Here is a 26,264-nt window from a genome sequence, read left to right as displayed (position 1 = left end):
TGAATATTGCACCTTGATTGGCTACTGTTCAAAACATTTCTTTTTGTGATCCGTCGTGCGACCCGGTTGTTGTCGGCACGGCGGATCGCTCTCGCTGTCTTGACCGAAAGGGGTCTTCGTGTTTGATCGTCTCTCCCGGAGTCGTAAAGGGGAGGGGGTGGTGTCTCGGTGGACGACGCTCGGGTTGATCTTCACGGTTCTGGCGTTGCTCGTGGCCTCGTTGTCGCTCGCTCCCGTTGCTTCGGCCGACGAAAGCAGGGCTTCGACCACCACCCCCACTGCGTCGCGCACTTCCAGCAGTTCGCCCACTACGACGAAGCCGAGCACTACTTCGTCCGCCCCCGCGACTACGGTGCAGCCCACGTCGACGCCGGTTGGCTCCACGCCGAAGGCTCCTGCGCCCACGTCGAAGACTCCCGTGTCCACGCCCCAGGCGCCGGTGACAGCGTCGAGTGCCCCGACCCGGTCGAAAGCACCCCCGTCCACGAAAAGCGGGCAGCGGGCGGAACGTTCAGCGGCCACAACGCGGGGAGTGAACCCCGGCATTGAAGTGAGCATCACCGACATCCAGGTCGAGGGAAAGAACGACCAGCAGATCACGGTCGGGGACTCCGTGACGGTACGGGGAACCTGGGACGCCAGTGCTGCGCAGCCGCAACCCGGCGACGAGTTCACGATCGGGTTTCCCGATGTGCTCGAACTCCAGAACAACCCTCACATCGAACTCGTGGGCGAGGACGGCACCATCTGGGGAATCTGCGATTTGGCCGCAGCCTCCAATCTCATGACCTGTGTGCTCACCGACGCCGTGACGGATCGCCCCGCCGAAGTAATGGGAGACTTCTTCGTCTACACCACAGCGGTCGAGTACACCACGTCTGACGATGTGGAGTTCGTCGTCAACGGGGAGACGGCGCTGCAGGTTCCGTTGCCCGGCGGTGGCGGAATCGGCGACGGAAAGGATCTCGGCGAAGCGACGAAGTCCGGTGTACTCACGCCGGACAAACAGGCCGTGCGCTGGACCATCGATATCCCGGGCGCCGACCTGGCAGCACTGGACGAGAACGACTCCGGTTCGGTGGTCCTGAGCGATACGCTCTCGGAAAACATGACGCTGTGTACGGATGGCCGGCTCAACGCCAAGTTGCTGTCCGGCCGCCCCGGCGATCTCGGGGAGGTCCCTGGCGGCGTCACCGTGACCCAGCCCGGCGCGGGCGATCCGGTCAGCATCGCGATCGACAACAATGGACCGTTCGCCAGCGACAAGCTCTACCGCGTTGAATATACCTCGTGCACGACCAGCGGCGAGGTGGACCTGCCCACGGAGGACGGCAAGCAAGCCGTCTACGACAACTCTGTGACGATCGGCGATAAGACGGTCGGCGCCGAAGGCGTCGAACAGGACTGGCGCCCGTCGACTGCGCCGTCGAAGAGCGGCAGCCTAGTCAAGGGGAAGCGCTATATGGAGGCCGCCTGGACCATCATGGTCCCGGGCACCTTCATCGCGGCCAGCGCGGACCACACGGTCACCGTAGAGGAGACGCTCGGTGACGGGCACGCCGTCTGCACGGATGGCCTCGACCGGATGGACATCCGGCAGAGCGACTACCTGCCAGGGCAGGACGGCGACGCACCGTCGCGCCCCGTAGTCACCGACAAGTTCACGATCGATTCCGCTGCTCTAGAAGGCGACACGGACTTCACCGTGACCTTCACGCCGAAGGACATCGACGCGTTCGACGCGGATCAGTACTACTACCTGAGCTTCCGGACCTGCTTGACCGGCGACGAGGTTCCGGACTCGTCCGATGTATTCACCAACAAGGCCGTTGTCAACGGCACGGAGGTCACTGCTTCGGTCAGGGGACCGCAGTTCACCGGCGGCAAGAGCGGCGCGCTCAACACCACGGAGAAGGACGTCGCCGGGAAAACACAGCCCGCCGGCACCACCATCGACTGGAGCCTCGAGATCCCCGGCTACGATCTCGAAGATCTCGCGGAACCGGCGGTCATCACGGATACGTTCTCTGAGACGATGACGGTGTGCGAGGCAGGTGCCGACCTCAAGGCGAATCTCAACCTCAAGGTCGTCGCGAGAGACTTCCTGGGCGACAGCGACGTCGCGGCGGAGCGCGATCTCACCGACGCCGCCACGGTCACCCGCACCGACGATGGGATCGAGTTCACCCTCCCGAAACAGGACGGCGATTACGGCCGTGAGACGCGGTACTACATCGACTACACCCTGTGCACCACCAGTGGCGGGTTGGACGAGCGCGGCACAGAGTACGGAAACACGGTTCGTTACGCGGGCCAGGAGCTTTCGAGCAGCGTCCGGCAGACCTGGGGCGGTGGCGGCACCGGCGAGGGCGTGGCGCGGGGCTCGTTCTCGCTGCTGAAGAAGATCGATTCCTTCTCCGAGGAGTTCCCGGAGGACACCGGGTTCACCGTGTTGGTCGAGGAGTTCGCCCCCGGGACGGACCCGGAGACCGACGCCCCGGACAGTTCCTACACGGTCGAGGTGAAGGCGGACGGAACACCGGTCAGCGGGGTCAATGCCCGCGGCACCGGCTGGCAGATCAGGCTGACCGAGACCGATCTGCCGACTGTCGATGGCGTCTACTTCGAGCAGGGGAAGTTCCTGCCGGCCGAGGACGTGACGCTGAATGCGGACCGCACCCAGGCGCTGGTGAAGATCACGCCGAAGAGCAACGTCGAGGTCGAGTTGGTCAACAAGGCCGTCTTGGGCTCGGCGACGATCACCAAGACCGTCATCAATGACGAGGGCGCGGTGCTCACCGGCAACGAGGCCTTCGTCATCCAAGCGGAAATCTCGAACGGTGACGACGACGACGCCGGCACCGAGCTGCGCGAGTTCACCCTCAAGGACGGTCAGCACTACGAGCTCAGCGATCTGCCCATCGGTGCGGAGCTCACCTTCACCGAGGTGCGGCCGGTGGACACCGACCTCGTGACGTGGTCGGAGCCGGTCATCGTGCCGAGCACGCTCACCATCGGCGCCGACGCGGCGGCGAACACGGTCGCCGTCACCAACGAGGCCAGGGTCACGCAAGGCACCTTCGAGCTGAGCAAGAAGCTCACTGGGCGGGAAGCATCGAATGCGGCTGTGCCGCCCAGCTTCGACGTGATCGCAACCTGGAGTGACGCGGACGGAGGCGAGCAGTCTAAGACCCTCGCGCTTCCTGCCGACGGGACCGCAGTGCCGTTCGGCGAGAACCTGCCCGGTGGCACCAAGGTCACGCTGACCGAGACCGTTCCGGCGGATGGCAACGGCCTCGCCTGGGGCGAGCCCGCATTCTCCGGGGACGTCACGATCGGTGACGACGGCACGGCCGTGGTGACCATCGGCAAGAATCCGGGCACGGTCGAGGTGACGAACTTCGTCGACAAGAACGACGGCACCCTGCGCGTGCTCAAGCAGATTGAGGGCGAGGCTGCCGACAACGTCGGTGAGGACGCGGAGTTCACTGTCGAGGCCAGCTGGCAGGACGGTGTGAACTACGAAACGACGACGCTCACCGTCACCAAGGGCGTGGCCACACCGCTCGGCGTGGAACTTCCCGTCGGCACCGTGGTTACTTTCACGGAGACAGGTCGTCCCGATGTCGCAGGCGTCGAGTGGGGCACGATCACCTGGGGCACCGATCCCAGCGGGGAGTCGTGGCTCAGGCCTTCCGGCGACGGCGCCGTGACCGGCATCGTTTCGGATGATCCGACCGAGGGCCGTCTGATCACGCTGACCAACGAGGCCCTTTGGAAGTTCGGCTCGGTCGAGTTCACGAAGTACGTTCTCGACGGCGAGGATCCGATCCCCGCCACCGAGGCCGACCTGCCGGAGGGTGCGGAGTTCCAGATACGGATCGACGGTGTCGACCCGGCGCTCCCGGCGGGGACCGAATTCCCGGCAGTGGGCGATACCGTCACCCTCAACGCCGAGAACGGCTTCAGCTGGAACTCCGGCGACGTGTTGCCACGGGACACCGTGGTCACCTTCTCCGAGGTCGAGGCAAAGCCCCTGCCCGGCATGGACTGGGCACGGCCGTACTACTGGGTGGCCGAAGACGCTGGTGACGCGGAATACCGCAACACCGTGGGAATCGTGCCCGGCGATAGTGCGGTGGTGGAGATCCGAAACCGGCCCATCCCGACGACGGATGTGGACATCGACAAGGTCGTGACCGGGCCCAAGGGCGCCCAGGTGTCCGGGGACGATTCCACGACCTTCCAGGTCACCGCCACATGGACGGACGTTGATGACGAGTCGCGCTCCTGCGTCCTCGATGTCGAGCCGGGCGCGTCGGCCACACCGACCGCCCAGTGCGACGCGGCTGTTGTCGACGGCCGGGTCCAGTTCCCACTCGACACGGAGATCTCCTTTGTGGAGACCGGTGCCCACACCGACGTGACCAACGTCAAGTGGGGCGATGTGCAATGGAGCGCCGAGAACGGCGACGCGGACGTTGTCGGAATCGACGACGAACCGACCGGAGCCGTGGTCACGTTCACCGGTGACGCGAATGAACCGGTGGTGCTGGGGCTGGAGAACAAGACCAGCAGCAACGGGATGATCATCATCCCGATCCCGATTCCGCTGCCGCCGTGGGGCGGATCGGTGATGCCGCCGGGACCGGGCACCGAGTGGCCGACGCCCCCGAGCCCCGGTGAGCCGGGAGAACCCGGCCAGCCGGGCGAGCCGGGTTCGCCGGAGCAGCCGGGTTCCAATGAGCCTGGTTCCAACGAACCGGGAACGCCGGGGCGGCCGGGCACATCGGAGCAGCAAGACAGCACCGGCCACAACGGGGCTCCGGGCAAGCCTGCGCCTGCCAAGCCGGACCAGTCGTCGTCGCTGCCCGTGACCGGGGCGGACGTCATCTGGCTCTCCGGTATATCGCTGGCGCTGGTCGCCGGCGGCACGTGGCTGATGCTGCGTTACCGCAGGCGGCTGCACGGCGAGGAGTAGCTCGCCTGCAGGCGCACGGCAGCGGGGCGGGTACGACCTCCGTGGTCGCACCCGCCCCGCACCACCATCACACCAATCGAATACCGCACACCAGCCGACTGAAATCGTCTCGCGGCCGAACTCGCCGAGTACCAAGATGAAGCTCGGCTACCGAAATACAGGAGAATAAACTCGTGCTCATCCTCCCGCTCTCGCTTGAATTCGATGTCGAGACCACCGGCTCCGCTGTGATCGACGGGCTCGGGCGGCTGTCCGTCCTGCTCTATGACCTTGTCGGCGGAACCGGACTCGGAAGCGCTGCGCTCAACGCGAACAGCTAGTTCGACACGCCTGGCGGAAGGGTCCGATCCATGAGTAAGACCACGGTCTCGTCATCGGATCGGACCCGGCTGGGGGCGGGACAAGTCATCGGCGAGGTGCTCCTCGCGGCCGGGGTGATCATCCTGCTCTTCGTCATCTACGAGGCATTCTGGACCAACATCGTCTCGGGGCGGCTGCAGGACGAGCTCAACCACAGCCTGGAGGAAACCTGGGGTACAGATCCAGGGGCGGCCGCCACTGAGCCGGCGGCCCCCCCGGTCCCGGCGCTCGGTGAAGGGTTCGCGCGCGTGCATTTCCCCTCGCTCGGCGAGGCGTACGCCGTCATCGAGGGCACACGAAGCGAGGACCTGCGGGCCGGCCCCGGACACTACGTGGACTCGCAGATGCCCGGCGAGGCAGGAAACTTCGCGCTCGCCGGACATCGCATCGGCTCCGGTCCGGTGTTCCAGCATCTCGATCAACTCGATGCGTGCGATGCCGTGGTCATGGAGACAGACTCCCAGTGGATGACCTACCGGCTGCTTCCACTCGAGACCACGGCGCCTGAACGGCGCGCCACCGCGGTGAACTGCCTCAGCCGCGCGCAAGTCGATCGGTTCTCCGACGGCGACTACTCCCAGGTCCGAGGACGGTTCATCACCGTGCCCGGCGACATCGAGGTAATCAACCCGCTGCCCGGCGTCCCATGGGTCGAGCCCAACCCCGGACTGGAACGCATCCTGACGTTGACCACATGCCATCCGCTGTTTTCGAACTCCGAACGTCTGATCGTCCATGCCGTCCTCGTCGAAACAATCCCGAAGTCGTCGGTGCGCCTTCCCACGGCATTGCAGGAGAAGTGAATGTACGCCTATCTTTGGAGCCTCCTGCCCGGGCCGCGGCCCGTGAAGGCCCTGCTGGCGATCGTGATCGCCATCGCGATCTTCCTGCTGCTCATGGAAGTGGTTTTTCCCTGGGTGTCCGAGCACATGCCCTACTCCGACGTGACCGTATAGAATGCAGCACCGGCACCGGCGGCCCGCATGCGTCGGTGTCGGATCGTCCCGGCCGGTTCCCGATACAGGGGTCCTGTCTCCAGGGTCCACCTCAGGTCGGGTTGAGTCAGGCAGGGTGGCGAATGACCGTAACCGTCCGGGGCGGACAGCGTTGTTGTAGCCGATAGCCATCCTGGAGAAGCGGCCGACGGCGGTGCACTGCTTCGGGATCGCCGTTGCGGCTACCGCCCCTCAGCCGGGGGCAGGTACGGCGAGGTAGCAGTCGCCGAATTGCTCAAACCGGGGGAGGGAAGGGCAGCAGAGCATAGACGGGAATCGTGGTCGCCGCAGGGCGCCGACAATGCGTCTGCCCGGGTCTTGAAACAAGCACACACGCTTGCTATCGACCCTTGCCGTGCCTACTGTGGGCCGCATCACGTCGTCGGTCGTTCTGTGCCGACGGGCCAGGCACCTTCGGTGATGGGATGTTGATGGACCACGGAATCGGCAGTTGGATCACGATCCACGCGCGACGCACGCCGCATCGCGTCGCGCTCACCGACGGGGACACCGGGCGGCAATTCACCTATGCGGAGCTCGACCGGCGTACGAACGCGCTCGCCGACGCGCTGCGCGCGAAGGGGGTGCGCCCGGGGGACCGGGTCGCGTTCGTGTTGTTCAACAGCCCGCACCTGCTCGAGGTGACGTTCGCGGCGGCGAAGCTCGGTGCCATCGCGGTGCCGGTCAACTTCCGGCTGTCCGCGCCGGAGATCCGCTACATCCTCGACGACGCGGCTGCGTGCGTCGTCTTCGCCTCCGAGCAGGTGATCGCCACCGTCCGCGAGGCGGCGCACGGCTCGTACGTGCGTGAGCTGATCGAGATCCCCTCGGCGGCCACGCGTTCCGGCGGCCGCACGGGCTCGGCGTACGAGGAGATGGTCTCCGCGGGCGACCCGGCCCGCGTCGAGGTCGACGTGGCGCACGATGGCGTCGCGTCGCTGATGTACACCTCGGGGACCACCGGCTTTCCCAAGGGCACCATGCTCACCCACGGCAACCACCTGTGGAATGCGATCAACAGCGTGGGCGTCGATCTGGGGCTGACTCCGCAGGACGTCTCGCTCACGGCGGCGCCCATGTTCCACATCGGTGCGTTCGGCATCTTCACGCTGCCGCTGATGTACCTGGGCGGCAGCGCGGTGATACTCGAATCGTTCACCCCCGCGGGCTGGCTCGACGCGGTGGAGCGGCACCGGCCGACGGTCGCGTTCTGCGTGCCCGCCATGTGGGCGGCGATCGCCGCCGCGGGGCTCGGCGGCCGGGATCTGGAGTCGTTGCGGTACACCATCTCCGGCGGTGCGCCTTGCCCGGTGACGCTGATCGAAAAGCTGCGTGCACAGGGGATGGTGTTCACCGAGGGCTTCGGGCTGACGGAGACGGCGCCGGTCGCCTCGGTGCTGTCGGCCGACGACGTGATCGCCCACGCCGGCTCCATCGGCAAGCCGGTGACGCACGTGCAGATGCGCGTGGCCGACGAGGACGGGTGTGACGTGCCGGCGGGGGAGGTGGGCGAACTGCTGTTGCGCGGTCCCAGCATCTTCGTCGGCTACTGGCAGAAGCCGGAGGCCACCGCCACGGCGCTGCGCGACGGATGGTTCTTCTCCGGTGATCTGGCGCGGGAGGACGAGGACGGCTACTTCTACATCGTCGACCGCAAGAAGGACATGGTCATCACCGGCGGCGAGAACGTCTATCCCGCCGAGGTGGAGCAGGTGCTCTATCGGCATGACGCGATCGCAGAGGTCGCCGTGATCGGCACTCCCGATGAGAAGTGGGGCGAGTCGGTCACCGCCGTGGCAGTGCTCAAGCCGGGGGCCGCTGTGGTGGAGTCGGAACTGATCGCCTGGATGCGGGAACGACTCGCGCACTTCAAGTGTCCGCGGAAGGTCGTGTTCATCGACGAGCTGCCCCGCACGGCCACCGGCAAGATCCTCAAACGCGAGCTGCGCGCGCAGTGGGGCTCGGGCCAGGTGGTGCATCGATGACGGGGGATCGTCCGGGGCGGGAGTTCCCCGTCGGGCCTGGCGGTGTGCGATCCGAGCTTGACGCGGACGGGATTCTGCGGATCACCCTTTGCCGCCCGGAACGCCTCAACGCCCTGGACTCGGATGTGATCGCGGAGTTGAGCACGGTGCTGCGGCGCACCGGCGACAGGGCGGTGCGCGTCGTCGTCCTGACGGGGGAGGGCCGGGCGTTCTGCACCGGGGCGGACTTGTCCACCCTGGACGGCGACGCAACGGCGATGATGGACGCGGCGAACACGGTGATCCGCGACGTGGTGTCCGCGCCGGTGCCGGTGATCGCCGCGGTGAACGGCCCCGCGGCCGGCTTCGCCGTGGGCCTGGCCTGCGCGGCCGACCTGATCTACGCCGCGGAGAGCGCGTATTTCCTGCTGCCGTTCATCACCATCGGACTCATGCCCGACGGCGGGGCCAGCGCCCTGGTGGCCGGTGCGATCGGCCGGGCGCGCGCCGCCGAGATGGCGATGCTCGGTGAACGGCTGCCGGCGGCGGAGGCCTTCGCCTGCGGGCTGGTGACGCGGACGGTGCCGGACGCCGAACTCAGCGCGCATGTCGAGCAGGTGGCTGCACGCCTGGCCGCCGGCCCGCGCAGGGCGCTGGAGCTGACCAAGAAAGCCCTTGCAGCGACCACCCTGGACCAGCTGGACGCGGCGCTGGACCGCGAGCGAGAAGGGCAGATCGAGCTGCTGGGCAGCGCCGACGCCGCCGAGGGCATCGCGGCGGCGATGCAGAAGAGGCCGCCGCGGTTCGGGGTGTGAGGGCGTGGCGGTCACCCGGGCCAGACATGGTCCATGCGACGCAGCAGGTTCGCGGTGAATGTCTGGGCGGCGTCGCAGTCGCGGGGGAAGGTTTCCGCTATCGGGCCACGAGGTCCGCCGGACACCTCGAGGAACCCGTAGCCGACAGTGGCGACCAGGTGGCAATCCTGACGTTGCCTGCCGGACGAGATGATCTCGATGTCGATGGGATAGCCCGCGAGAGTCGCCTGCGAGACGGGGCCTTGGATACCGAGGAGGTGATGCAATCGCCGATCGATCCCGTCGCCGGGGGTGGATCCGCGGGACATCACCGCGAAGCCGTCGGTGTCCGAGGTGTAGCTGCAGTTGCTGCCGATCTCGTCGAGAATAGGCTCGATGAAATCTGGGTGGTGGTAACCGCGCTGGCCGAACCAGGCGGTCATTGCGGCGTCGCACGGGTCGAAGAAGCCGGTCGCAGGAATTCCGGCCTCGGTGGTGTAGGGCGTTTGCGTATCCGTGTGTTCGGTGCCGGAGCATCCGGCCAGCAGACCTGCGAGGGCTGCAATAGCGGCCGCTTTTCCTGCGCGGCCGCTCACTGGGGATCTGATTCAGTGATCGCCGCGACTGTCGTGTGATCCGCGTCGAGGAGCGACGCGCCACCCTCGCGTACCCACGCTGCGAGACTGGCCGCTCGATCTGCGAACTCATTGAGCCTGACTACCGCCGAGCCTTTGTCGCCGAGCGCGAGTTCCTCATACATACTCTGCAACTGAAGTATGGACGGCAGCGTGCCCCACGGCTCACGGCCGTAAGTATGCGCGAAGGTCGTGGCCAACTCCCGAAGGTCCGCCGCTGCCTGTTCGTATGCCCCCGCAATGGTGTCGATGGCCTCTTGTGTGACCACGAGTTCCCCGTCGGCGTGCGTCATCGTCCCCCCGTTCGCGCGTGCCGGGCGTCACGTTACACGTCGGTCGCGTTCGCCGTCCCGCTCTTCCTGCGCAGCCCGCGCCGACTCGGTGGTTCCACGGTGCTTCCGACCGGGTGGGGCACCGCAGAACCACCAACTCGACGACGGACGGAAGGCCCAGCAGTGCGATCACCGGCGGCGCAACCAATCGAGCGCCGCCTCGGCCGCGTGGTAGCCGCTCATCCCGTGCACGCCGGCGCCGGGCGGGGTGGCCGACGAGCACAGATACACCCCCGGGATCCCGAGTGCGTAGGGGTTGACGGCCGGCCGTGGGCGGAACACCGTCTGTATCGCCGTTTGCGCCCCGGCCGCGATGTCTCCGCCGACGTAGTTGCTGTTGTGCGCCTCCAGGTCTGCGGGCCCGCGCACCGAAGTGGCCAGGATCCGCTCGCGGAACCCGGGGGCGAACCGTTCGATCTGGGCGATGACCGTCTCGGTGGCGTCGCCCGCGCCGCCGTCGTAGCCGTGTGGCACGTGCGCGTATGCATAGACGGGGTTGATCGCGGCTCCCGACTCCGTGCTGTCCGATCGCGAGGGATCGGCCACGTACTGCTGCCCCAGCAGGACGAACGGGCGCCGCGGCATCCGCCCACACGCAGTGGCGGCCTCCACGTCCGCGATCTCCCGAGCGCTGCCGCCGAGGTGGACGGTGCCGGCGCGGCCGCAGTCGCGGTTGACCCAGGGGATGTCGCCCTCGATCGCGAAATCCACCTTGTGCGCGGCCGGCCCGTATGAATACCGCTGCAGCGCGCGGCGCACCCGGACGGGCAGCGCGTCGCCCGCGATGGTGAGCGCGCCCGCCGGAGCTGTGTCGAGCAAGACTACGTCCGGAGCGGCGCCGGTGAGATCTCGCAGCCCGCCGAGCGATTCCACTCGGATGCCCGTGCGCACCCGGCCGCCGTGCGCCGCGAGCTCCGCTGTGAGAGCCCGGCTGATCGCGGCGGAACCCCCTTCCGCGACCGGCCAGCCGAAGGCGTGCGCGGCGGCGGTGAGCAGAAGCCCGACGGCGCTGCTCAGCGGAGTGTCCAGCCGGCCGAAGGCGTGCGCCGCGACGCCCGCGAACAGTGCGCGGGCGGGCTCGTCGGAGAACCGCCGCGTTTGCCACATGGCGGGTGCGAGCGCCTGGATCCCGAACCGGCCCAGCGTCACCGGGTGCCGGGGCACGTGCACCAGCGGACGGAAGACGTCGGCGACGAGGTCGTCGAATCGTGCGATGAGCGGGGTGAACATGCGCCGCCACCGGTGCGCGTCGGCACCGAGCGAATCGATGTGCCGCAGCCCGCGTGTCGCCAGGGCGGCCCGGCCGTCGTCGAGCGGGTGGGCCAGGTCGACCTCCGGCCACAACCACCGCAACCCGTGCCGTTCGAGGCCGAGCGCGGCGAAGTACGGCGACGCTGCCCCGGTCGGGTGGAAACCCGAGCACTCGTCGTGCAGCACTCCGGGCAGCGTCAACTCGGAGGTGCGCGTCCCGCCGCCAGGATGATCGGCCGCCTCGAGGACTGTCACATCGAGGCCGGCGTGCGCCAGGCGGACGGCGGCGGACAACCCGTTGGGACCGCTGCCGATCACCACCGCCGTCGTCATCCGGGCTCCTTCTCTGCGCCACGCGCCATCCCCGAGGCCGGACCGGGCCGGGATGGTTCACGTTACTGCGCGCGAGCCCAGCGGCGCCCTATCCCGTCACTGCAGATCCCGTCACTTCAGCGCCACCATCTCGTGCAGCGTTGTGCCGGTGCGCACGTGCTCCCGGCCGCCGTCGGTGACGGTGAGCGTGTAGCGGCTGCGGAAACGGAAGTAGCCGGGTCGCCCGAGGACTCTGTTGGCCAAGGCCTTGACGGGCCCGGTGCGCACCAGCGGCACGTCGGCGAGGAAGTCGTGCGCGTGCACGATGTCCTGCACTTCCAGCAGCAGGCCCACGCTGCCGGGCACCGTCATGCGCAGGGTCTCGGGGTAGGTCCGGTTCGCGGTCGCGTCGAAGCTCTCCGGGCCGGGATGCAGCGTCACCTCGCCGGAGCTGAGGATCACCTCGCCGCGGCGCCCCAGCATGAGCGGCGTCGCCCAGTGGGCTCCGTACGCCTTCTGCGTGAGCACGTTCGCATAGACCAGCGTGTAGTCCTCGGTGTAGAGCCGCCCCCAGTACCACCGGTCGATGACGCGCTTCATGTCGCCGACGCCCCAGTTGTGGTCGTGGTATCCGGTGCCGCGGGCGGTGAGGGTCGTATCGCCGATGCGCACGGTGCCGGTGACGCGTGCACGGGGCGCGCCGACGACCCACGCGAAGAACTCGCCGGTGTCGCGGCCCCCGCGGCTGTAGGTGGTGCGCCCGTCGCCGGGCATCCATCCGGGCAGCTCGCCGTCGAAGCGCAGGTCGAAGGCGAGATCGCCTTCCGCCACGCGCAGGTGGTGCACAGGCGGCGCGCCGTCGCGGTACTCGACCTCGGCGGTGTTGGCGCCGATCCGCACCCGGCACCGGTCGTCATCCGCGTCGATGTCGGCGTCGGTGTAGCGGGCGACGACCTCGCGGCGGCGCCCGTCGGGCGAGTAGACGTGCAGTTCCACCCCGGGCCTGCGGGTGACGAGTTCGCGGGCCTGGAGCATGGCGACGACGATGTGCCCGTCGTCGAGCAGCGCGTCGAAGTACCAGTGCTCGAAGGCGGTGCGCGCGTCCGACGGATGGGCGCCGTTGGCGGACGCGGGGATCGGGGCGATGGCGCCGTCGCGGCGGCCGGGCCCGTGCCAGGCCTCGGTGACGGTGCGCGGCCCGGCGCCGAGCCGGGCGCCCAGGGCGGTCAGTGCTGTCATGGCATTCCTTCTGCTGGGACGGGGGAGTAGCGCGTATGCATCAGCGGCGCAGCGCGCTTTGCGCTTCGAACTGGGCTTCGCGCCCGGCCATCTGCGCGTCGAGCCAGTTCGCCCGATGGCGGACCATGACGGCCTCGAGCAGGCGGGCGTAGCCGGGGACGATGCGCCGCGCGACCTCGGAGGCGGCCACCAGGGGGGCGCGTGCGACGGGGATGAGGACCCAGGGGAAGGCGCGCGGCATGTCGTAACGCGCCCGGGTGCGCGGCGCCATGAACAGCGCGGAATAGGCGGCGTAGATGCGCTCGTTGTAGGCGGCGCGGAGGCGTTGCAGCCCGCGGTGCTCGTCGCGTGGGCCGAACGCGCGGGGGAACGATTCGACCAGTTCGGCCCCGTGCGCTCCGGCGTCGTAGGAGCGGGAGGCGATCGTCATCGCCAGCACGCGCAGGCAGTCGCCGATGGTCTCAGGGAACCACCGGGGCTGCACGCCCAGCAGGTGGCCCATGTACTTCTGGAAGTGCAGCAGCGCGCGCATCTCTTTGCCGCTGGTGAGGTAACCCAGGGGCCACAGGGCCAGCGCGGGTGCGACGCTGCCGCCGATGAGCGTGAGCAGCATGTACGTCTGGCTGATGGGCAGGCCCCAGTCGTCGGCCCGCCACTCGGGGTGCTCGGCCACGCGCCGGCGCACCGCCACGTGCATCACCCGCACGAGCATCGCCGTGGCGCGGCCGTCGGATCCGGGGGTGAACAACGTGTCAGGGGTGGACACGTCGATCCAGAACCGCCCGGTCTCCAGGAAGCGCCGCAGGGCGTTGTCGCCGGCGTAGCCGCCGGAGAGGGACAACGGTGTGGCGACGGCGGCCTCGGTGTAGATCTCGAGGGTGATCGCGCCGGCGACGGAGTACAGCATCGTTCCCCAGCGCCGCCAGATCGCCGCGCCCTGCTCGACCAGGTCCCGGTCCACCCACGCGGGGACGTCCTCGAACTCGGCGAACAGCGCCCGCATCGACTCCGGCGCGTCGTCGACGGCGTCGATCCCCTCGGCGAGGGCCTGCTGCAGCATCCTGCGTCCCTCGGCGGGGCCGATGGGTCCGTCGAAGACGTCGGCGACGAAGCGCTCGGCCACCGGGTCGCCCGCGTACAGGTCGTCGCACAGGTCCACGGCCTGGGCGTGCGTGGGGAAGATGTCGAAGCCGGTGAGGTTCCGGATGACGCCGCGGGTTCTGCGCACGCCCGGCCGGGCGGCGTTGTGCCAGTAGCGGAAGCGCCGGGGGCACCGCTCCGGCCCCGCCATGCTGCTGCCGCCCGGCGGGGGTGCGTCGTCCGCGGCGGCGGGCTGTGCGGTCTCGGGCTGTGCAGTCATGGCGTCCTCCTTGCGGTGGGGCCTGCGGAAGAGCAGCGGGCTGCGCACGGCGTCGGGGTCCAGGCATCGGGCGTGACCCGGTGGTTGTGCGGTGTGATGCACTTCGCATCAGTCACCGTACCGTACGGTATGGTGTGGTGCCAGGTTGTGCGGAGATCGGTGATGCCCCACAACGAAGGAGGCGACCGCCGGATACGTGGGACGGGAGACGACGCGGTGTCGGCATGTCCTCAGTCCTTGACGTCCTCGGGTGCGTATCGTGCGTCTCGGGTGCGCGGAAGCCGGAGGTGAGGTCGTGGGCCGGAAGAGTAGGACGGGTGGCCCGGAGGCCGACGCGGCCGCTCCGCAATCAGGCCGCCTCGGTGTCGACGATTGGACGACGGCGGCACTCGCGCTCCTCGTCGAGGACGGCGTGGCCGCCGTGAAGATCTCCACGTTGTGCGCCCGGCTCGGCGTGACCAAGGGCAGCTTCTACTGGCACTTCGCCGACCTGCGATCGCTGATTGCCGCGACCGCCGATCACTGGTGCGGGCGCCAGAACGACGCCGTGCGCGGCCTGGACGACCTGGAGTCGGTACCCGTCGACGAACGGCTCGGAGTGATGTCGCGGATGCTGCTCGCGGAGGGCTCCTGGACGGTCGAGCGGGCGATCCGGGACTGGGCGCGCACCAACGAACAGATCGCCGAGTCCGTGCGCGTGCTCGACCGGCGGATCTTCGACGTCGTCGAGGCGACGATGCGCGAGCTCGGCTTCGACGAGCAGGACGCGCGCCTGCGCGCCGGGGTGATGGTCTACGCGGGCGTCGGATTCATCCATGCGCGCGGCAACCTGCCGGCGCCGGAGGGCGCGGACATCGACAGGCTCATCGCCATGGTCACCGCGCGGCCATAGGGAGGGGACGGCCCTTTCGTCGGCCTGGGCCGGAGCTGCGCGTCACACGGTGGTGATGAAACCTTCACCTGCGGCCGAGCCGGAGACGTGAAACGTGCCGTCGGCGGCGACGTCGACCGCCATCGCACCGTCCTCGCAGGACTGCAGCGCGTCGATGTCGGCGTCGTCCCGCGAGACGGCCAGCACCCTTTCGCCTGCGGGGGTGCGGGCGGCGAGGAAGGCGCGTTCGGGTTCGCCGGACCGGTCGTAGACGACGGTGGACGCCTCCGTGGTGGCGGGTCCGGCGTAGGTGTCGAGAGCCCGGACTGTCGGGACACGGTCGATCTCGGCCTGCACGTCGGCACGGCGGAATCCGCTCGCCGGCGGCTCGGTGCTGTACACCCCGACCGCCTGTTTGGTCAGGTAGCCGCTGTTCGCGGTGACCAGTCCGTAATTGCCGGGGTTGTCGCGGAGACGCCCGGCAATGCTCGCGACCGCGTGCGCCGAGTAGTTGCACCATGGTCCGCCGGCGAAAGACAGCCCGCCGGTGACGGTCAGCGGGCGGGCGGGGTCGTCGAGCGGCAGCCCGAGCTCGCGCGCGGCGATCTGGACCGCCGACGGGAAGCAGGAGTACAGGTCCACATACGCGATGTCGTCGAGGCCGACGCCGCTGAGCTCCAGCGCCCGTTGTCCGCCGATACGTATCGCATGACAGCGATCGAGCGCGGGCCGTTCGGCGACCGCGTACGTGTCATGGCCTTCGACGCTTGCATGAGGAAACACCCACCGGTCGCGTCCGATACCCAGCGCGTCCGCGGTCGCGGCCGAGCACATCAGCAGAGCCGCCGCCTGGTCGACCATGTTGTTCGAGTTCATCCGCTTGGTATACGGCGAGGCGATCATGCGGTTCTCGCGGCTCGGCGTGGTGATCTGCTGCGTGGACAGGGCTTCGCGTGACCAGGCGTGCGGGTTCTCGGCCGCCACGCGGCTCATTCGTGACCACAACCGTCCGAGCGCGTCGCGGTGCACGGAGCGCGTTCGTCCGAGCCGTAGGCGCAGCGCGTCGTCGAACAGCGGATATATGTGCGCGGGCCGGGTGAAGCCGATGCGTTTCTCGGCCTCGGCGCCCATCGGCACGTCCGGGACCAGGTTCTCGGCCGGGGCGATGGCTTCCGGCTGCACCGTCCACTCGGGTGTGCGGTCCTGTGCGCGCAGCTTCATCAAGGTGCGCCAGGATTCGGCGCCGCCGACCAGGACGGCGTCGCGGCGGCCGGCGGCGATGTCGTCGGCGGCACGCGCGAGGAGGACCTGCGGAACACTCCCCGCGGTGCCGCTGTAGCCGGTGTGGCGGGGGACCGCGCCGATGCGGTGCGCGACGAGGAGGCCCGGGTCGCGGTACGGCCACGAGAGGATCCGCGAGAGCCAGACCGTATCGAGGGTTTCGAGGAGCCGCGGCGATCCGGCTTCGGCGGCAGCGGCCCGGGCGGCCTCGGCGATCAGATCCACCGGTTCGATGCCGCCGTCGTGTTCCGACACCTGGCCGCCGCCGACGAGGACGGGTGTACGCGGATCGAGGGTCATGGTCGGCAGCGTATCGCCGGAGGGGGCCCGGCACGCACCGTAGGACCGTCTCGGGGGCGCCGAGTAGGTCGCGCGGGGATCATTGCGCGGGGAGCTGCTCACGCAACACGTGCTTGAGGATCTTGCCGGAGGGATTGCGGGGAATCGGCAGGGTCACCAGCACGCGGGGCAGCTATGTGTTCCCCGATGCGGTCGGCGGCGTACTCGCGCAGCCCCTCAAGGGTCACCTCGCGACCCTCGACCGGGGTGACGACGGCGACGATCGTTTCGCCGTAAGTCTCGTGCGGGCGGCCGATCACGGCCACGTCCTGCACTTCCGGGTGTCCGGCGAGCGCGTTCTCATCCTCGACCGAGTAGACGTTCATTCCGCCGGTGATGATCATGTCCTTGAGGCGATCGACGATCGTGAAGTATCCGTGCTCGTCGCGCACTGCGAGGTCGCCGGTGTGCAGCCAGCCGTCGCGCAGCGCGGCTTCCGTGGCTTCGGGCTTGTTCCAGTACCGTTTCATCATGGACGGGACGCGCAACAGGATCTCGCCGGGCGTGCCGACCTCGGGCTCGTCGCCATTCCCGTCGGCCAGGCGTACCTGGGCGTAGGGCACGGCCCGGCGTCCCGTGGTGTCCGGGCGTTCCCGTACTTCATGGGGCGCGGAGTAGATGCCCGTCGACCCGCCCTCGGTGGGGCCGCACAGCTGCGTGAACTGTACGTTCGGAAATTTCCGGGAGAGTTCGGCGACGGCGGTCGGCGGCATGGGCGCTGCCCCGAAGAAGCCGGTATGCCATGCGGACAGGTCGCGCTCGGTGATGCCCGGAACCCGCATGATCATCTGATACATCGTCGGCACAGCGAGTAGCAGCGTGATGCGGTGGCGTTCGAGCGAATCAACGACGGCTACCGGGTCGAACACGTCCATGATGTGGTTCTCGTTGCCATTGGTCAGTCCGGTCATCGTCATCAGCGCGAGCTCTGCGCAGTGGTACAGCGGCGCGGCGTGCAGCTGCCGCTGCCCGGCGGTCAGTCCCAGCGCGGTCATCGACTGGCCGACCCGCAGCATCCGGTGGTGATCGAACAGGGCGCCCTTCGGCGCGCCGGTGGTGCCGGAGGTGTACATGATGATCGCGTCGTCGTCCTCGGCCACGGCCACACCGGGGTCGTGTGCGGGCATGGTGGCGGCCAGGTGCGCAAGGTCGTCGAATCCGTCCGCGCCGTCGAGCGATACCACACGCGCGTCCACGGGAGCGAGATCGTCATGGGTGCTGAGGGCACGTACGACCTCCGCCGTGTCGCCGCCGAATGCCAGTACGGAGGCGCCGGAGTCGGTGAGCAGGTAGTGCAACTCCAACGGGGCCGAACGCGGGTTGAACGGCGAGGCGATCGCCCCGATCCGGAACGCGCCGTACAGGGCGAGCAGGAAACGGTCGGAGTTCGTCGACAGCACCGCGACGCGGTCGCCCTTGCGCACCCCCAGGGACGCCAGGGCGTGCGCATAGCGGTTCACCTCCTCATCGAACTCCGTGTAAGAGAAGGTGTGGTCCTTGAGGACAACGGCCGTGTCGTCGGGGATGCGGTGGGCATTGACGGCGAGCTGACCGTGCAGAGGTGTCATGGCGACCTCCGTAGGGGGGCGGGGGAGCGGGCGTCGGCCACCGCCCGGGCCGGGTGCGCGGCTCAGACGGCGGGTGGCGGACCGGGGACTCACAGCGAGCGCGCGATGAGCAACTTCATGATCTCGTTGGTTCCGCCGTAGATCTTCTGCACGCGGGCGGCGGCGTACATCTGTGCAATGGGGTACTCCATGATGTAGCCGTACCCGCCGAATATCTGCAGGCACTTGTCGACCACCTCGACCTGCTTGTCGGTGCACCACAACTTGGCCATCGACGCGGTGGCGGCGTCGAGGCGGCCCGCGTTGTATTCGACGATGCAGTGGTCGATCAGCGCTTTGCCGGCGAGCACCTCGGCCTTGCACTCGGCAAGGACGAAGCGGGTGTTCTGGAAATCGATGAGGGGCGTGCCGAAGGCACTGCGCTCCTTGGCATAGGCGATGGTCTCGGCGACGGCCGCCTCCGCCATCGCGACGCCGGTGACGGCGATGATGAGCCGCTCGCGCGGGAGTTGCTCCATGAGTTGCGCGAATCCGCGGCTCTCCTCGCCGCCGAGCAGGTTGTCGACGGGCACGCGCATGTCGGTGAACGCGAGTTCGCGGGTGTCCTGGCCGTGCTGCCCGATCTTGTCGAGTATCCGGCCGCGTTCGAAACCGTCGAGCCCGTCCGTTTCGGCGACGAGCAGCGAGATGCCTTTCGACCCCTGGGAGGGGTCGGTTTTCGCGACGATGACCAGTAGATTGCAGTGGGTGGCGTTGGAGATGAACGTTTTCGATCCGTTGACGACGTAGTGGTCGCCGTCGCGGATGGCCGTGGTGCGGACCGACTGCAGGTCGGAACCGGTGCCGGGTTCGGTCATGGCGATGCCGAGGACCATCTCCCCGGAGGCGAGGTGGGGAATCCACCGCTGCTTCTGGTCTTCGGTGGCGTAGGCGGCGATGTAGTGGGCGACGATCGTCGAGTGCACGTTGAACCCGAAGGCCGTGTCGTGCGCGAGGGTGCGTTCCTGTTCGACGACGGCTTCGTGGCCGAAGTCGCCGCCGGCGCCGCCATAGCGTTCGGGCAGTCCCGGGCACAGGAGCCCGGCGGAGCCGGCCTTGGTCCACAAGTCCCGGTCCACCATGTGCTGGTCGGCCCAGCGCTTCTGGTGCGGGGTGGCCTCGCGGCGGAAGAATTCTGCGGCGTGCGCACGTAACGCCTTGTGCTCCTCCGTCTCCCACGGAGCGTGGTACTCGGGGAACAGCGGGCCCGGGCGGCGGGGTGCGGTCATCGGTGTCTACCTCCCAGTGAATTCAGGCTTGCGTTTTGCCAGGAACGCCGATTGGCCTTCGTGGCTGTCGGCGGATGCGACTGCGGTGTCGAAGTTGCGTTTCTCGAGTTCGAGGCCCTGCGAGAGCGTCGTCTCGAAGGCGCGTAGCGCTGCGTCCTTGGCGAGCGCGACCGCCAGCGGAGAGTTGCCGGCGATGCGTGCGGCCATCGCGTGTGCGGCGTCGAGGGCGTCGCCGTCGTCGACCAACTCGGAGATGATGCCGTCGTCGCGGGCCTCCTGCGCGGTCACCACGTCCCCCGTGAGTAGCATCGCCATGGCCCGTGCCTTGCCGCAGGCGCGGATGAGCCGTTGCGTCCCGCCGCCGCCGGGGATCACGCCGAGTTTCACCTCGGGCACGCCCAGCCGTGCCGACCGGCCGGCGACGGCGATGTCGCAGGCCAGGACGAGTTCCAGGCCCCCGCCGAGGGCCAGCCCTTCCACCGCGGCGATCACCGGCTTGGTGAACGTGCCGAGGGCCGCCCAGATGTCGCCGCCGAGGGCAGGCCGCGGGCCGAGCAGGCTCTGCGCGCGGATCGCGTCGAATGCCGTGATGTCGGCTCCGGCGCAGAACACGCCGCCTGCTCCGGTGAGAATGATCGCGCGCACGGAATCGTCGTGGCGCAGCGCGTCGAGGCGCGCGCCGAGGGCGGTCAGCACGTCTTCATTGAGGCTGTTTTTGGCCTGGGGCCGGGTGATCGTCATGGTGACGATGGCGTCGTCGCGCGTGGTGATGAGCGCAGGGGTGTCCGTCATCCGGGTTCCGTCCATAGTGAGGGGTGAGGGAGGGCTGGGCGGGTCGAGAGCCGCCGGCGGAGCTCAGGAGTACAGGTCCTGGTATCCGCTGCGGAGCGACTTCTTGTCGAGTTTGCCGACGCTGGTGTGGGGCAACGTGTCCACGCAGATCACGGTTTCCGGCATCTGCCAGGACGCGAAGCAGCCTTCGAGCGCGCGGTGCACCTCCGCCAGCGGAAGATCCGCGCCGTCGTCGGTGACGACCACCGCCACCGGGCGTTCTTGCCACTTGGGGTGCGGCACGCCCACCACCGCGGCCTCGACGATCTTCGGGTGCGCCATGAGGGCGTTCTCCATGTCGATCGACGAGATCCACTCGCCGCCGGACTTGATTACGTCCTTGATGCGGTCGGTGAGCTTGAGGTAGCCGTGCCGGTCTATGCGGCCGACGTCCCCGGACTTCCACCAGCCGTCGTCGAACCGTTCGTCGTTGTCGTCGAGGGCGTAGTAGCTCTCGATGATCCAGGGCCCGCGCACCTGCACCTCGCCCTGCGCGGTCCCGTCCCACGGCACTTCCTCGCCGTTCGGGTCGACGATTCGGATGTCGACGCCGCTGAGCGGGAGGCCCTGGCAGCGGCGCAGGTCCCATTGTTCGTCGTCGCCGAGCCGTCCGCGCAGGGTGGGCTTGAACCGGTTGACGGTGACCAGCGGGGTGGTCTCGGTGGCGCCGTAGGCGTGGATGACATCTGCGCCGGTGAGGTCGTGGAATCCGCGCATCAGCGACAGGGCGGGCTCGGTGGCCCCGGAGACGAGCCGCGCGCGGGACAGATCCGGCTTGTCCGCCAGCGTCGCGATGTAGTCCAGCATCGGCTGGAAGATCGCCGGCGCTCCATTGGCGACAGTGACCTCCTCGGCGAGCATCGCGTCGACGAGCACGCTCGTATCCTCGGCGACGTACCGGCCGGGCAGGACGACTTTCGCGGCGGCGAGGACTGCGGACTGAGGCAGACCCCAGGATTGTCCGTGGAACATCGGCGTGATGAGCATGACCGTGTCCGCCGCGTTCAGGCCGAGGGACTGTGCCTGGGCGTAGGAGTGCAGGTAGATGCCCCGGTGCGAGTAGTAGATGCCCTTGGGCCGGCCGGTGGTGCCGGACGTGTAGCAGGCGCTGTAGGCAGAGGTCTCGTCGATGACGGGCCAGGCGTGCCGGTCCGGCGCGGCCGCCATGAGATCCTCGAAGTGCACCGCGTTCGGCAGCGTCGTTGCGATCTGCTCCATCGGGTTGTCCGAGAGGATCACCCAGGTGTGCACGCCGGGGGCATGGGGGGCGAGCGCTTCGGCGGCGGGCAGCAAGGATTCGTCGACCAGAACCACCGACGCGCCGCTGTGGTCGGTGACGTACCCGAGGTCCGCGGGCGCCAGGCGCAGGTTCATCTGGAGCATCACGGCCGCGAGCCCCGGGATCGCCCAGTACAACTCGAAGTGCCGCTTGCTGTTCCAATCGAGGATTCCGACGACGTCGCCCGGGCCGACGCCGAGGCCCTCGAGTACGTTCGCGGCGGACATGATGCGCCGGTAGGCGTCGGCGTAGGTGTACCGGTCCCAGCCGCCGTCCGCGGTGCGGTACACGATCTGCTGTTCCGGAAAGGTGCGGGCGGCGTGGCGGATCAGCGTCGTGGTGTTGAGCTGGAAATGGTCGCCGTGGGTGGCGGGCCGCCCGCGTACGGGGGTGTGGTGGGGCATGGGGGGTTCCTCAGATTCGCTCGATGATGGTGGTGTTGGCGGTGCCCGCGGCCTCGCAGATGGTCTGCAGTCCCAGGCGCGCGCCACCCTGGTCGAGTTCGCAGAGCAGGTCGGCGAGCATGCGCGCACCCGTCGAGCCGAGTGGGTGCCCGATGGAGACCGAGCCGCCGTTGACGTTGAGCTTCTCGTCGGGGATGGAGAGTTGCTGCTGGAACATCAGCGGCACCCCGGCGAACGCCTCGTTGACCTCGAATCGGTCGATCTCGTCGACGGACAAGCTCGCGGCCGTGAGGGCTTTGCGGGTGGCGTCGAGGATCGCGGTGAACTGGATGACCGGGTCGGCGGCGGCCACCGTCATCGCACGGAACCGGGCCCGGGGCCGGAGCCCGTGGCGTTCGGCCCAGGCGCGGTCGGCGATGAGCAGTGCCCCGGCACCGTCGCTGAGCTGCGATGAATTGCCGGCCGTGGTCGTGCCATCGGGCCCGAACGCAGGCTTGAGTGAGGCCATCTTGTCGGCGTCGAGCGAGGTGCGCACGCCCTGGTCCGCTGTGACGGGGGCGCTGGCCGGATCGCTCGGATCCTCGGTCAGCGGCACCAGCGCGTCCCGCAGGCGCCCGTCTGCGGCGGCCGCGGCGGCGCGTTCGTGGCTGCGCGCGCTGAAAGCGTCGAGCGCCGGGCGGGTGAGGCCGAAACGAGTGTTGAGCAGGTCCGACGACGGGCCTTGCGGGGTGAGGGCGTCGCCGTAGCGGGCGAATTCACGGGGGCTGTACTGCGGCCCCAGGGGTGCGCCGGGCCGAAGCGACGGGGGAAGGGGCACTTGGGACATCGATTCGACGCCGCCGGCGATCACCAGATCGTAGGCGCCGGCGGCGACGCCCTGGGCCGCGAAGCTCACCGCCTGCTGTCCGGAGCCGCACTGGCGGTCGATGGTCACCGCGGGGACGGACTCGGGGAAACCGGCGGCGAGCACCGCGTGCCTGCCGAGGTTGCCGGTCTGCTGGTCCTGCTGCAGCACCGCCCCGACGATGACGTCGTCGACGTCGGCCGGGTCGATTCCGGACCTGTCGACGAGGGCGCGCAGAGTCTGCGCGAACAGGTCGGCGGGATGCCAGCGGTGCAGGGCGCCGCCCCGCTTGCCGACGGGGGTCCGCACGGCATCGATGATCACGGGCTCACGGTGTGTCATGAGGTCACTCCTGATGGGGGTTTGGTGTTGTGCGCCGTGCCGGGTCCGTCGGCGGGGGACGGGACACGGACGGCAGCGAGGGGGACGTCGTGGGCACCGGCCCACCGCTCCCACTCGGCGGTGGTGCGGGAGGCGAAGGCGGCGGCGAGTCCGGAGTGCGTACCGGGCACCGTGAGTGCGGCACACGTGCGTTCCCAGAAGTGCGGTTCCAGCGCACCGAGGGCGAGGTGCCCGTCTGCGGTGGCGTAGATGCCGTAGCCGGGCAACGCGCCTCCCAGCGGGGCGCCGCCGCCGGTCAGCCCGTGACGGACGGCCGCGCCGGCGTCGGCGGCGGCGTCCTCGAGCGCGACCCGGTGTCGGCCTCCGGCGCCGGTGGCGTCGCGGTGGCGCAAGGCCAGCAGTGCCGCAGCCACGGAGCGCTCGGCCCCGAGCAGGTCCGCCACCGGCACTGTAGGCATGGCCGGCGGTGCGAGGGTGCCGTGTGCGGCCTGGTAGGTGAGGTCGTGGCCGGGCCGCTCGGCGCCGTCGCCGTCCGCGCCGACGATCTCGATGTGGCACAGGCGCGGGAAGCGCTCGTGGATGTTGCCGAGTCCGAGGCGTTGCAACGCCGACGGCCGCATCGCGGTGATGAGCAGATCCGCGTCGGCGAGGAGTGCGTGCATCCGTTCGGGGTGCGCCTTGACGTCGATCGTCAGAACGTCCTGCCCCTCGGAGAGCTCCCGATACCAGGTGGGGCTGACGGAGGCCAGCGGGTCTCCTGCCGGCGGCTCGATCTTGGTGACGCGGGCGCCGAGTGCGCGCAGCCGTGCGGAGGCGAGAGGACCGGGAAGATTCACCGCCAGGCTGACCACCGAGATTCCGTTGAGATCGTGAAACATGCACCACTCCTTTGCCAATACAACTGTATCGTAAACATGTCAGTTGTAAAGAGGAGCCGGCAAGGCGCTACTCTGCACGGCATGGAGGCGGATGACGATGGCTGAGCCGATCGGTGGTGACGGCGACCTGACGGCGAAGGCACGCGTGCGCAATGCGGCGCTGGAACTGTTCGGCGAGCAGGGCGAGCAGCGCGTGTCGCTGCGCAAGGTCGCCTCGCACGCCGGCGTCACCCTGGGCCTGGTCCAGCACCACTACAAGACCAAGGACGGGTTGCGCGAAGCTGTCGAACAGCTCGTGGTGGACTACTTCGCGCGGGCGATCGCCTCGGTTCCCGATGACTGCGCGGATGCGCCCCGGGACGGTGCCCGCGGAGCGCATGTCCGCCGGGGCGGGCCGGTCGCCTCAGCGGGCACCGGGGCGCGCGTCGCGGCGGCCCGCGACGACGCCGTGCGCGCGATGCTGCGCGACAATCCCTTGATCGTGGACTACGTGCGGCGCGACGCGCTCGACCCGGCCTCGGGCGGGGGACTGCTGCGCAGGCTCACCGAACTCACTGCGCGGGAAGTCGCGCACGCCCGCAGCGCAGGTCTGGCATCGACCCAGCGACCGGAATCCGCGCAGGTGGTCGCGGTGATGGTCCGTCAGCTCGGGGAGCTTCTGCTGGCCCCCATGGTCCAGGTGATGTGGGAGCAGCTCGGCGAGCGCGACGAAACGCGCAAACCTACCGTGCGTGTCGCGGTCGAGGACAGGTCGGGCGACTGGACGTAGGCCGGACGGCTCAGCGAGGAGGGCGCGAGCAGCCGCGGGTGGGGTGGCGCGTACTCGGTGACATTGGCGCGGCTGTAGTGATACGCACCGCCGTCACCGCGAGTCAGCACCGCCGCCCGCGTCGATGCCGAGCATGCGCAGGCACAGCGGTTCCAGCGTCCCGCCCGGATCGCGGGCGGATCCGAACCGTCGCATGCGCGCGGCGGAGTTGATGACGTCGATTGTGGTGCTCACGCGGATGCGGCAGGCCGCTTCGCCGGCATCGGGGTGCAGCGCGCACAGCAGGTGCGTCCACTCGCGCAGGTAACCGCGTTGCGCGTTCTCGCCGAACTCGCGCTCCTCGGGCGACAGGTGCTCGATCTCCGTCGCGAGCAGGCCCACGAGGTGGGGATTGCCGCGGGCGAATTCCAGATACGACGACAGCAGCGAGCGAAGAGCGTCGCCGGCGGTCGCGGAGGTCGAATACGCGGCGGACACTCCGGTGAACAGCGTGCCGGTGCCCCGGTGGAATGCGGTGGTCAGCAGCGCCAGCTTGCTCGGGAAGTGGTTGTACACGCTGGGCCCGCTGATGCCTGCGGCGGCGCCGATCTCATCGAGGCCGACCGCCGCGTATCCGTCGCGCGCGAACAGCCGTACCGCGTGGATCAGCAGTTCCTCACGCCGGGACGCGGGGGTGGGCAGCGGCGGCTCCGTCAGAGGCACGAGGGCGCCGACGGCTCTGTCGGATCCGTCGGTGCCCTCGGCTCCAGCACGTGACGGGTACGGGGCCTCCAGGACCACGGTGAGGACCTCGGCGAGCACCCGGGCGTATTCGGCGTCGTCGACGGCGAAGTTGTGGAGTCCGGGGCTCGCCAGCGCGGAGAGCAGCATCGCCGCGGCGAGACCGGCCGTCTCCGCGTCGAGCTCGTCGCGGGCGTCCTGCACCCGTCGTGTGAACACGGCGGTGAGTTCCCGCAGCCGCGCGCGGAACAGCTCGCGCTCGGCGGCCGGCAGGTGCCGGACCTCGCGCTGCCACAGCGCCCCGATCAGCCGGTGCTCCAGCGCGTGCGCGGCCAACCGCTGCAGCGCATCCGGGTGCTCACCCAGGCGGAACTCGTCGTCCATGCGGTGCATCGGCTCGAGTCCGGCGTCGATCACCTCCGCGAGCAGCTGCTGCTTGCCCGGGAAATGCCGATACAGCGCGGACGGGCCGATGGCCACCGATTCGGCGATGTCCGTCATGGAGGTGTTCGCGTAGCCGCGCCGTGCGAACAGCTCCGATGCGGCGGCGAGGATCATCGCCCTGCGGTTGCGGGGCCGGGTGTTGGGCGGCGGAGCGTCGGCCGCGGTGCGGTCCATGGCCCGTCCTTTCGCGTGGCGATCCTGGT

At 69.0% G+C, this 26,264-nt stretch carries 22 protein-coding genes; 8 read left to right on the top strand and 14 right to left on the bottom strand.

Annotated elements, in window-relative coordinates:
• Positions 1-21: 21 nt before the first annotated feature.
• The gene (locus JJ683_RS19570) at positions 22-567 is read right to left on the bottom strand and encodes a hypothetical protein (RefSeq protein WP_307810650.1); all 546 of its coding nucleotides are present in this window, start codon (positions 565-567) and stop codon (positions 22-24) included.
• Here JJ683_RS19570 and JJ683_RS02970 point away from each other — a divergent pair.
• The 6 genes from JJ683_RS02970 (at position 551) to JJ683_RS02945 (ending at position 9,115) form a co-directional block, all read left to right on the top strand.
• On the top strand, positions 551-4,981 hold the full coding sequence (locus tag JJ683_RS02970; RefSeq protein WP_307810649.1) for a DUF5979 domain-containing protein: 4,431 nt from the start codon (positions 551-553) through the stop codon (positions 4,979-4,981). The genes JJ683_RS19570 and JJ683_RS02970 overlap by 17 nt on opposite strands.
• Before the next feature lie 173 nt (positions 4,982-5,154).
• Positions 5,155-5,301, top strand: coding sequence for a hypothetical protein (locus tag JJ683_RS02965; RefSeq protein WP_200171183.1), 147 nt, complete (start codon positions 5,155-5,157; stop codon positions 5,299-5,301).
• A gap of 30 nt (positions 5,302-5,331) precedes the next feature.
• Positions 5,332-6,144, top strand: coding sequence for a class E sortase (locus JJ683_RS02960; protein WP_200171182.1), 813 nt, complete (start codon positions 5,332-5,334; stop codon positions 6,142-6,144).
• Positions 6,145-6,297: a hypothetical protein gene (locus tag JJ683_RS02955; protein WP_200171181.1), complete on the top strand. Its 153-nt coding sequence runs from the start codon at positions 6,145-6,147 to the stop codon at positions 6,295-6,297.
• 470 nt (positions 6,298-6,767) lie between these two features.
• Positions 6,768-8,321: an acyl-CoA synthetase gene (locus JJ683_RS02950; protein ID WP_200171180.1), complete on the top strand. Its 1,554-nt coding sequence runs from the start codon at positions 6,768-6,770 to the stop codon at positions 8,319-8,321.
• Entirely contained in the window at positions 8,318-9,115 is a 798-nt protein-coding gene (locus tag JJ683_RS02945) for an enoyl-CoA hydratase-related protein (protein WP_200171179.1), read from the top strand. Before JJ683_RS02950 ends, JJ683_RS02945 begins: the two co-directional genes overlap by 4 nt.
• Before the next feature lie 11 nt (positions 9,116-9,126).
• Here the strand turns inward: JJ683_RS02945 and JJ683_RS02940 are convergent, their stop codons facing one another.
• The 5 genes from JJ683_RS02940 to JJ683_RS02920 all read right to left on the bottom strand — a co-directional run bounded on the left by JJ683_RS02940 (position 9,127) and on the right by JJ683_RS02920 (position 14,223).
• Positions 9,127-9,690 carry a hypothetical protein gene (locus JJ683_RS02940; RefSeq protein ID WP_200171178.1) on the bottom strand — a complete coding sequence of 188 codons (564 nt, stop codon included), beginning with the start codon at positions 9,688-9,690 and terminating at the stop codon, positions 9,127-9,129.
• Positions 9,687-10,022, bottom strand: coding sequence for a hypothetical protein (locus tag JJ683_RS02935; protein ID WP_200171177.1), 336 nt, complete (start codon positions 10,020-10,022; stop codon positions 9,687-9,689). Before JJ683_RS02935 ends, JJ683_RS02940 begins: the two co-directional genes overlap by 4 nt.
• Before the next feature lie 168 nt (positions 10,023-10,190).
• Positions 10,191-11,645 carry a phytoene desaturase family protein gene (locus JJ683_RS02930; RefSeq protein WP_200171176.1) on the bottom strand — a complete coding sequence of 485 codons (1,455 nt, stop codon included), beginning with the start codon at positions 11,643-11,645 and terminating at the stop codon, positions 10,191-10,193.
• 111 nt (positions 11,646-11,756) lie between these two features.
• On the bottom strand, positions 11,757-12,863 hold the full coding sequence (locus tag JJ683_RS02925) for a lipocalin-like domain-containing protein (protein ID WP_200171175.1): 1,107 nt from the start codon (positions 12,861-12,863) through the stop codon (positions 11,757-11,759).
• 40 nt (positions 12,864-12,903) lie between these two features.
• Complete coding sequence (locus JJ683_RS02920; protein WP_372435224.1) at positions 12,904-14,223, bottom strand: oxygenase MpaB family protein; 1,320 nt, start codon at positions 14,221-14,223, stop codon at positions 12,904-12,906.
• Positions 14,224-14,518: 295 nt separating this feature from the next.
• Between JJ683_RS02920 and JJ683_RS02915 the strand changes: the two genes are divergently transcribed.
• On the top strand, positions 14,519-15,115 hold the full coding sequence (locus JJ683_RS02915; protein WP_200171174.1) for a TetR/AcrR family transcriptional regulator: 597 nt from the start codon (positions 14,519-14,521) through the stop codon (positions 15,113-15,115).
• Between the two features lie 42 nt (positions 15,116-15,157).
• Here the strand turns inward: JJ683_RS02915 and JJ683_RS02910 are convergent, their stop codons facing one another.
• From JJ683_RS02910 to JJ683_RS02880, 7 genes are all read right to left on the bottom strand, one after another.
• Complete coding sequence (locus tag JJ683_RS02910) at positions 15,158-16,675, bottom strand: acetyl-CoA acetyltransferase (RefSeq protein ID WP_200171173.1); 1,518 nt, start codon at positions 16,673-16,675, stop codon at positions 15,158-15,160.
• A 98-nt stretch (positions 16,676-16,773) separates the two neighbouring features.
• The gene (locus tag JJ683_RS02905; RefSeq protein WP_200171172.1) at positions 16,774-18,282 is read right to left on the bottom strand and encodes a class I adenylate-forming enzyme family protein; all 1,509 of its coding nucleotides are present in this window, start codon (positions 18,280-18,282) and stop codon (positions 16,774-16,776) included.
• A gap of 89 nt (positions 18,283-18,371) precedes the next feature.
• A complete protein-coding gene (locus JJ683_RS02900; RefSeq protein WP_200171171.1) occupies positions 18,372-19,550 on the bottom strand; it encodes an acyl-CoA dehydrogenase family protein in 1,179 nt (392 codons plus the stop codon).
• A 6-nt stretch (positions 19,551-19,556) separates the two neighbouring features.
• Positions 19,557-20,342, bottom strand: coding sequence for an enoyl-CoA hydratase/isomerase family protein (locus JJ683_RS02895; RefSeq protein WP_200171170.1), 786 nt, complete (start codon positions 20,340-20,342; stop codon positions 19,557-19,559).
• A gap of 63 nt (positions 20,343-20,405) precedes the next feature.
• Positions 20,406-22,064 carry a long-chain-fatty-acid--CoA ligase gene (locus tag JJ683_RS02890; protein WP_200171169.1) on the bottom strand — a complete coding sequence of 553 codons (1,659 nt, stop codon included), beginning with the start codon at positions 22,062-22,064 and terminating at the stop codon, positions 20,406-20,408.
• A 10-nt stretch (positions 22,065-22,074) separates the two neighbouring features.
• The gene (locus JJ683_RS02885) at positions 22,075-23,250 is read right to left on the bottom strand and encodes a thiolase family protein (protein ID WP_200171168.1); all 1,176 of its coding nucleotides are present in this window, start codon (positions 23,248-23,250) and stop codon (positions 22,075-22,077) included.
• Positions 23,247-24,128 carry a CoA transferase gene (locus tag JJ683_RS02880; RefSeq protein ID WP_200171167.1) on the bottom strand — a complete coding sequence of 294 codons (882 nt, stop codon included), beginning with the start codon at positions 24,126-24,128 and terminating at the stop codon, positions 23,247-23,249. The genes JJ683_RS02885 and JJ683_RS02880 overlap by 4 nt, the downstream gene beginning before the upstream one ends.
• 97 nt (positions 24,129-24,225) lie before the next feature.
• On the opposite strand from JJ683_RS02880, the gene JJ683_RS02875 reads away from it, so the two are divergent.
• A complete protein-coding gene (locus tag JJ683_RS02875; protein ID WP_200171166.1) occupies positions 24,226-24,897 on the top strand; it encodes a helix-turn-helix domain-containing protein in 672 nt (223 codons plus the stop codon).
• Positions 24,898-24,990: 93 nt separating this feature from the next.
• Here the strand turns inward: JJ683_RS02875 and JJ683_RS02870 are convergent, their stop codons facing one another.
• A complete protein-coding gene (locus JJ683_RS02870) occupies positions 24,991-26,235 on the bottom strand; it encodes a TetR/AcrR family transcriptional regulator (protein ID WP_200171165.1) in 1,245 nt (414 codons plus the stop codon).
• Between the last annotated feature and the right edge of the window lie 29 nt (positions 26,236-26,264).

Source organism: Tomitella cavernea (assembly GCF_016599145.1).
Taxonomy (GTDB): Bacteria; Actinomycetota; Actinomycetes; order Mycobacteriales; family Mycobacteriaceae; genus Tomitella; species Tomitella cavernae.
This window is presented reverse-complemented; position numbering and strand designations above follow the sequence as displayed.

Excerpts from the sequence above, each read along its gene's own strand:
- JJ683_RS19570 (WP_307810650.1), bottom strand. The coding sequence starts at position 567 with ATGTCGGTGATGCTCACTTCAATGCCGGGGTTCACTCCCCGCGTTGTG.
- JJ683_RS02905 (WP_200171172.1), bottom strand. The coding sequence starts at position 18,282 with ATGACACCTCTGCACGGTCAGCTCGCCGTCAATGCCCACCGCATCCCC.
- JJ683_RS02950 (WP_200171180.1), top strand. The coding sequence starts at position 6,768 with ATGGACCACGGAATCGGCAGTTGGATCACGATCCACGCGCGACGCACG.
- JJ683_RS02910 (WP_200171173.1), bottom strand. The coding sequence starts at position 16,675 with ATGACCCTCGATCCGCGTACACCCGTCCTCGTCGGCGGCGGCCAGGTG.
- JJ683_RS02885 (WP_200171168.1), bottom strand. The coding sequence starts at position 23,250 with ATGACACACCGTGAGCCCGTGATCATCGATGCCGTGCGGACCCCCGTC.
- JJ683_RS02890 (WP_200171169.1), bottom strand. The coding sequence starts at position 22,064 with ATGCCCCACCACACCCCCGTACGCGGGCGGCCCGCCACCCACGGCGAC.
- JJ683_RS02925 (WP_200171175.1), bottom strand. The coding sequence starts at position 12,863 with ATGACAGCACTGACCGCCCTGGGCGCCCGGCTCGGCGCCGGGCCGCGC.
- JJ683_RS02880 (WP_200171167.1), bottom strand. The coding sequence starts at position 24,128 with ATGTTTCACGATCTCAACGGAATCTCGGTGGTCAGCCTGGCGGTGAAT.
- JJ683_RS02960 (WP_200171182.1), top strand. The coding sequence starts at position 5,332 with ATGAGTAAGACCACGGTCTCGTCATCGGATCGGACCCGGCTGGGGGCG.
- JJ683_RS02895 (WP_200171170.1), bottom strand. The coding sequence starts at position 20,342 with ATGACGGACACCCCTGCGCTCATCACCACGCGCGACGACGCCATCGTC.
- JJ683_RS02920 (WP_372435224.1), bottom strand. The coding sequence starts at position 14,223 with ATGACTGCACAGCCCGAGACCGCACAGCCCGCCGCCGCGGACGACGCA.
- JJ683_RS02955 (WP_200171181.1), top strand. The coding sequence starts at position 6,145 with ATGTACGCCTATCTTTGGAGCCTCCTGCCCGGGCCGCGGCCCGTGAAG.
- JJ683_RS02945 (WP_200171179.1), top strand. The coding sequence starts at position 8,318 with ATGACGGGGGATCGTCCGGGGCGGGAGTTCCCCGTCGGGCCTGGCGGT.
- JJ683_RS02930 (WP_200171176.1), bottom strand. The coding sequence starts at position 11,645 with ATGACGACGGCGGTGGTGATCGGCAGCGGTCCCAACGGGTTGTCCGCC.
- JJ683_RS02900 (WP_200171171.1), bottom strand. The coding sequence starts at position 19,550 with ATGACCGCACCCCGCCGCCCGGGCCCGCTGTTCCCCGAGTACCACGCT.
- JJ683_RS02870 (WP_200171165.1), bottom strand. The coding sequence starts at position 26,235 with ATGGACCGCACCGCGGCCGACGCTCCGCCGCCCAACACCCGGCCCCGC.
- JJ683_RS02875 (WP_200171166.1), top strand. The coding sequence starts at position 24,226 with ATGGCTGAGCCGATCGGTGGTGACGGCGACCTGACGGCGAAGGCACGC.
- JJ683_RS02935 (WP_200171177.1), bottom strand. The coding sequence starts at position 10,022 with ATGACGCACGCCGACGGGGAACTCGTGGTCACACAAGAGGCCATCGAC.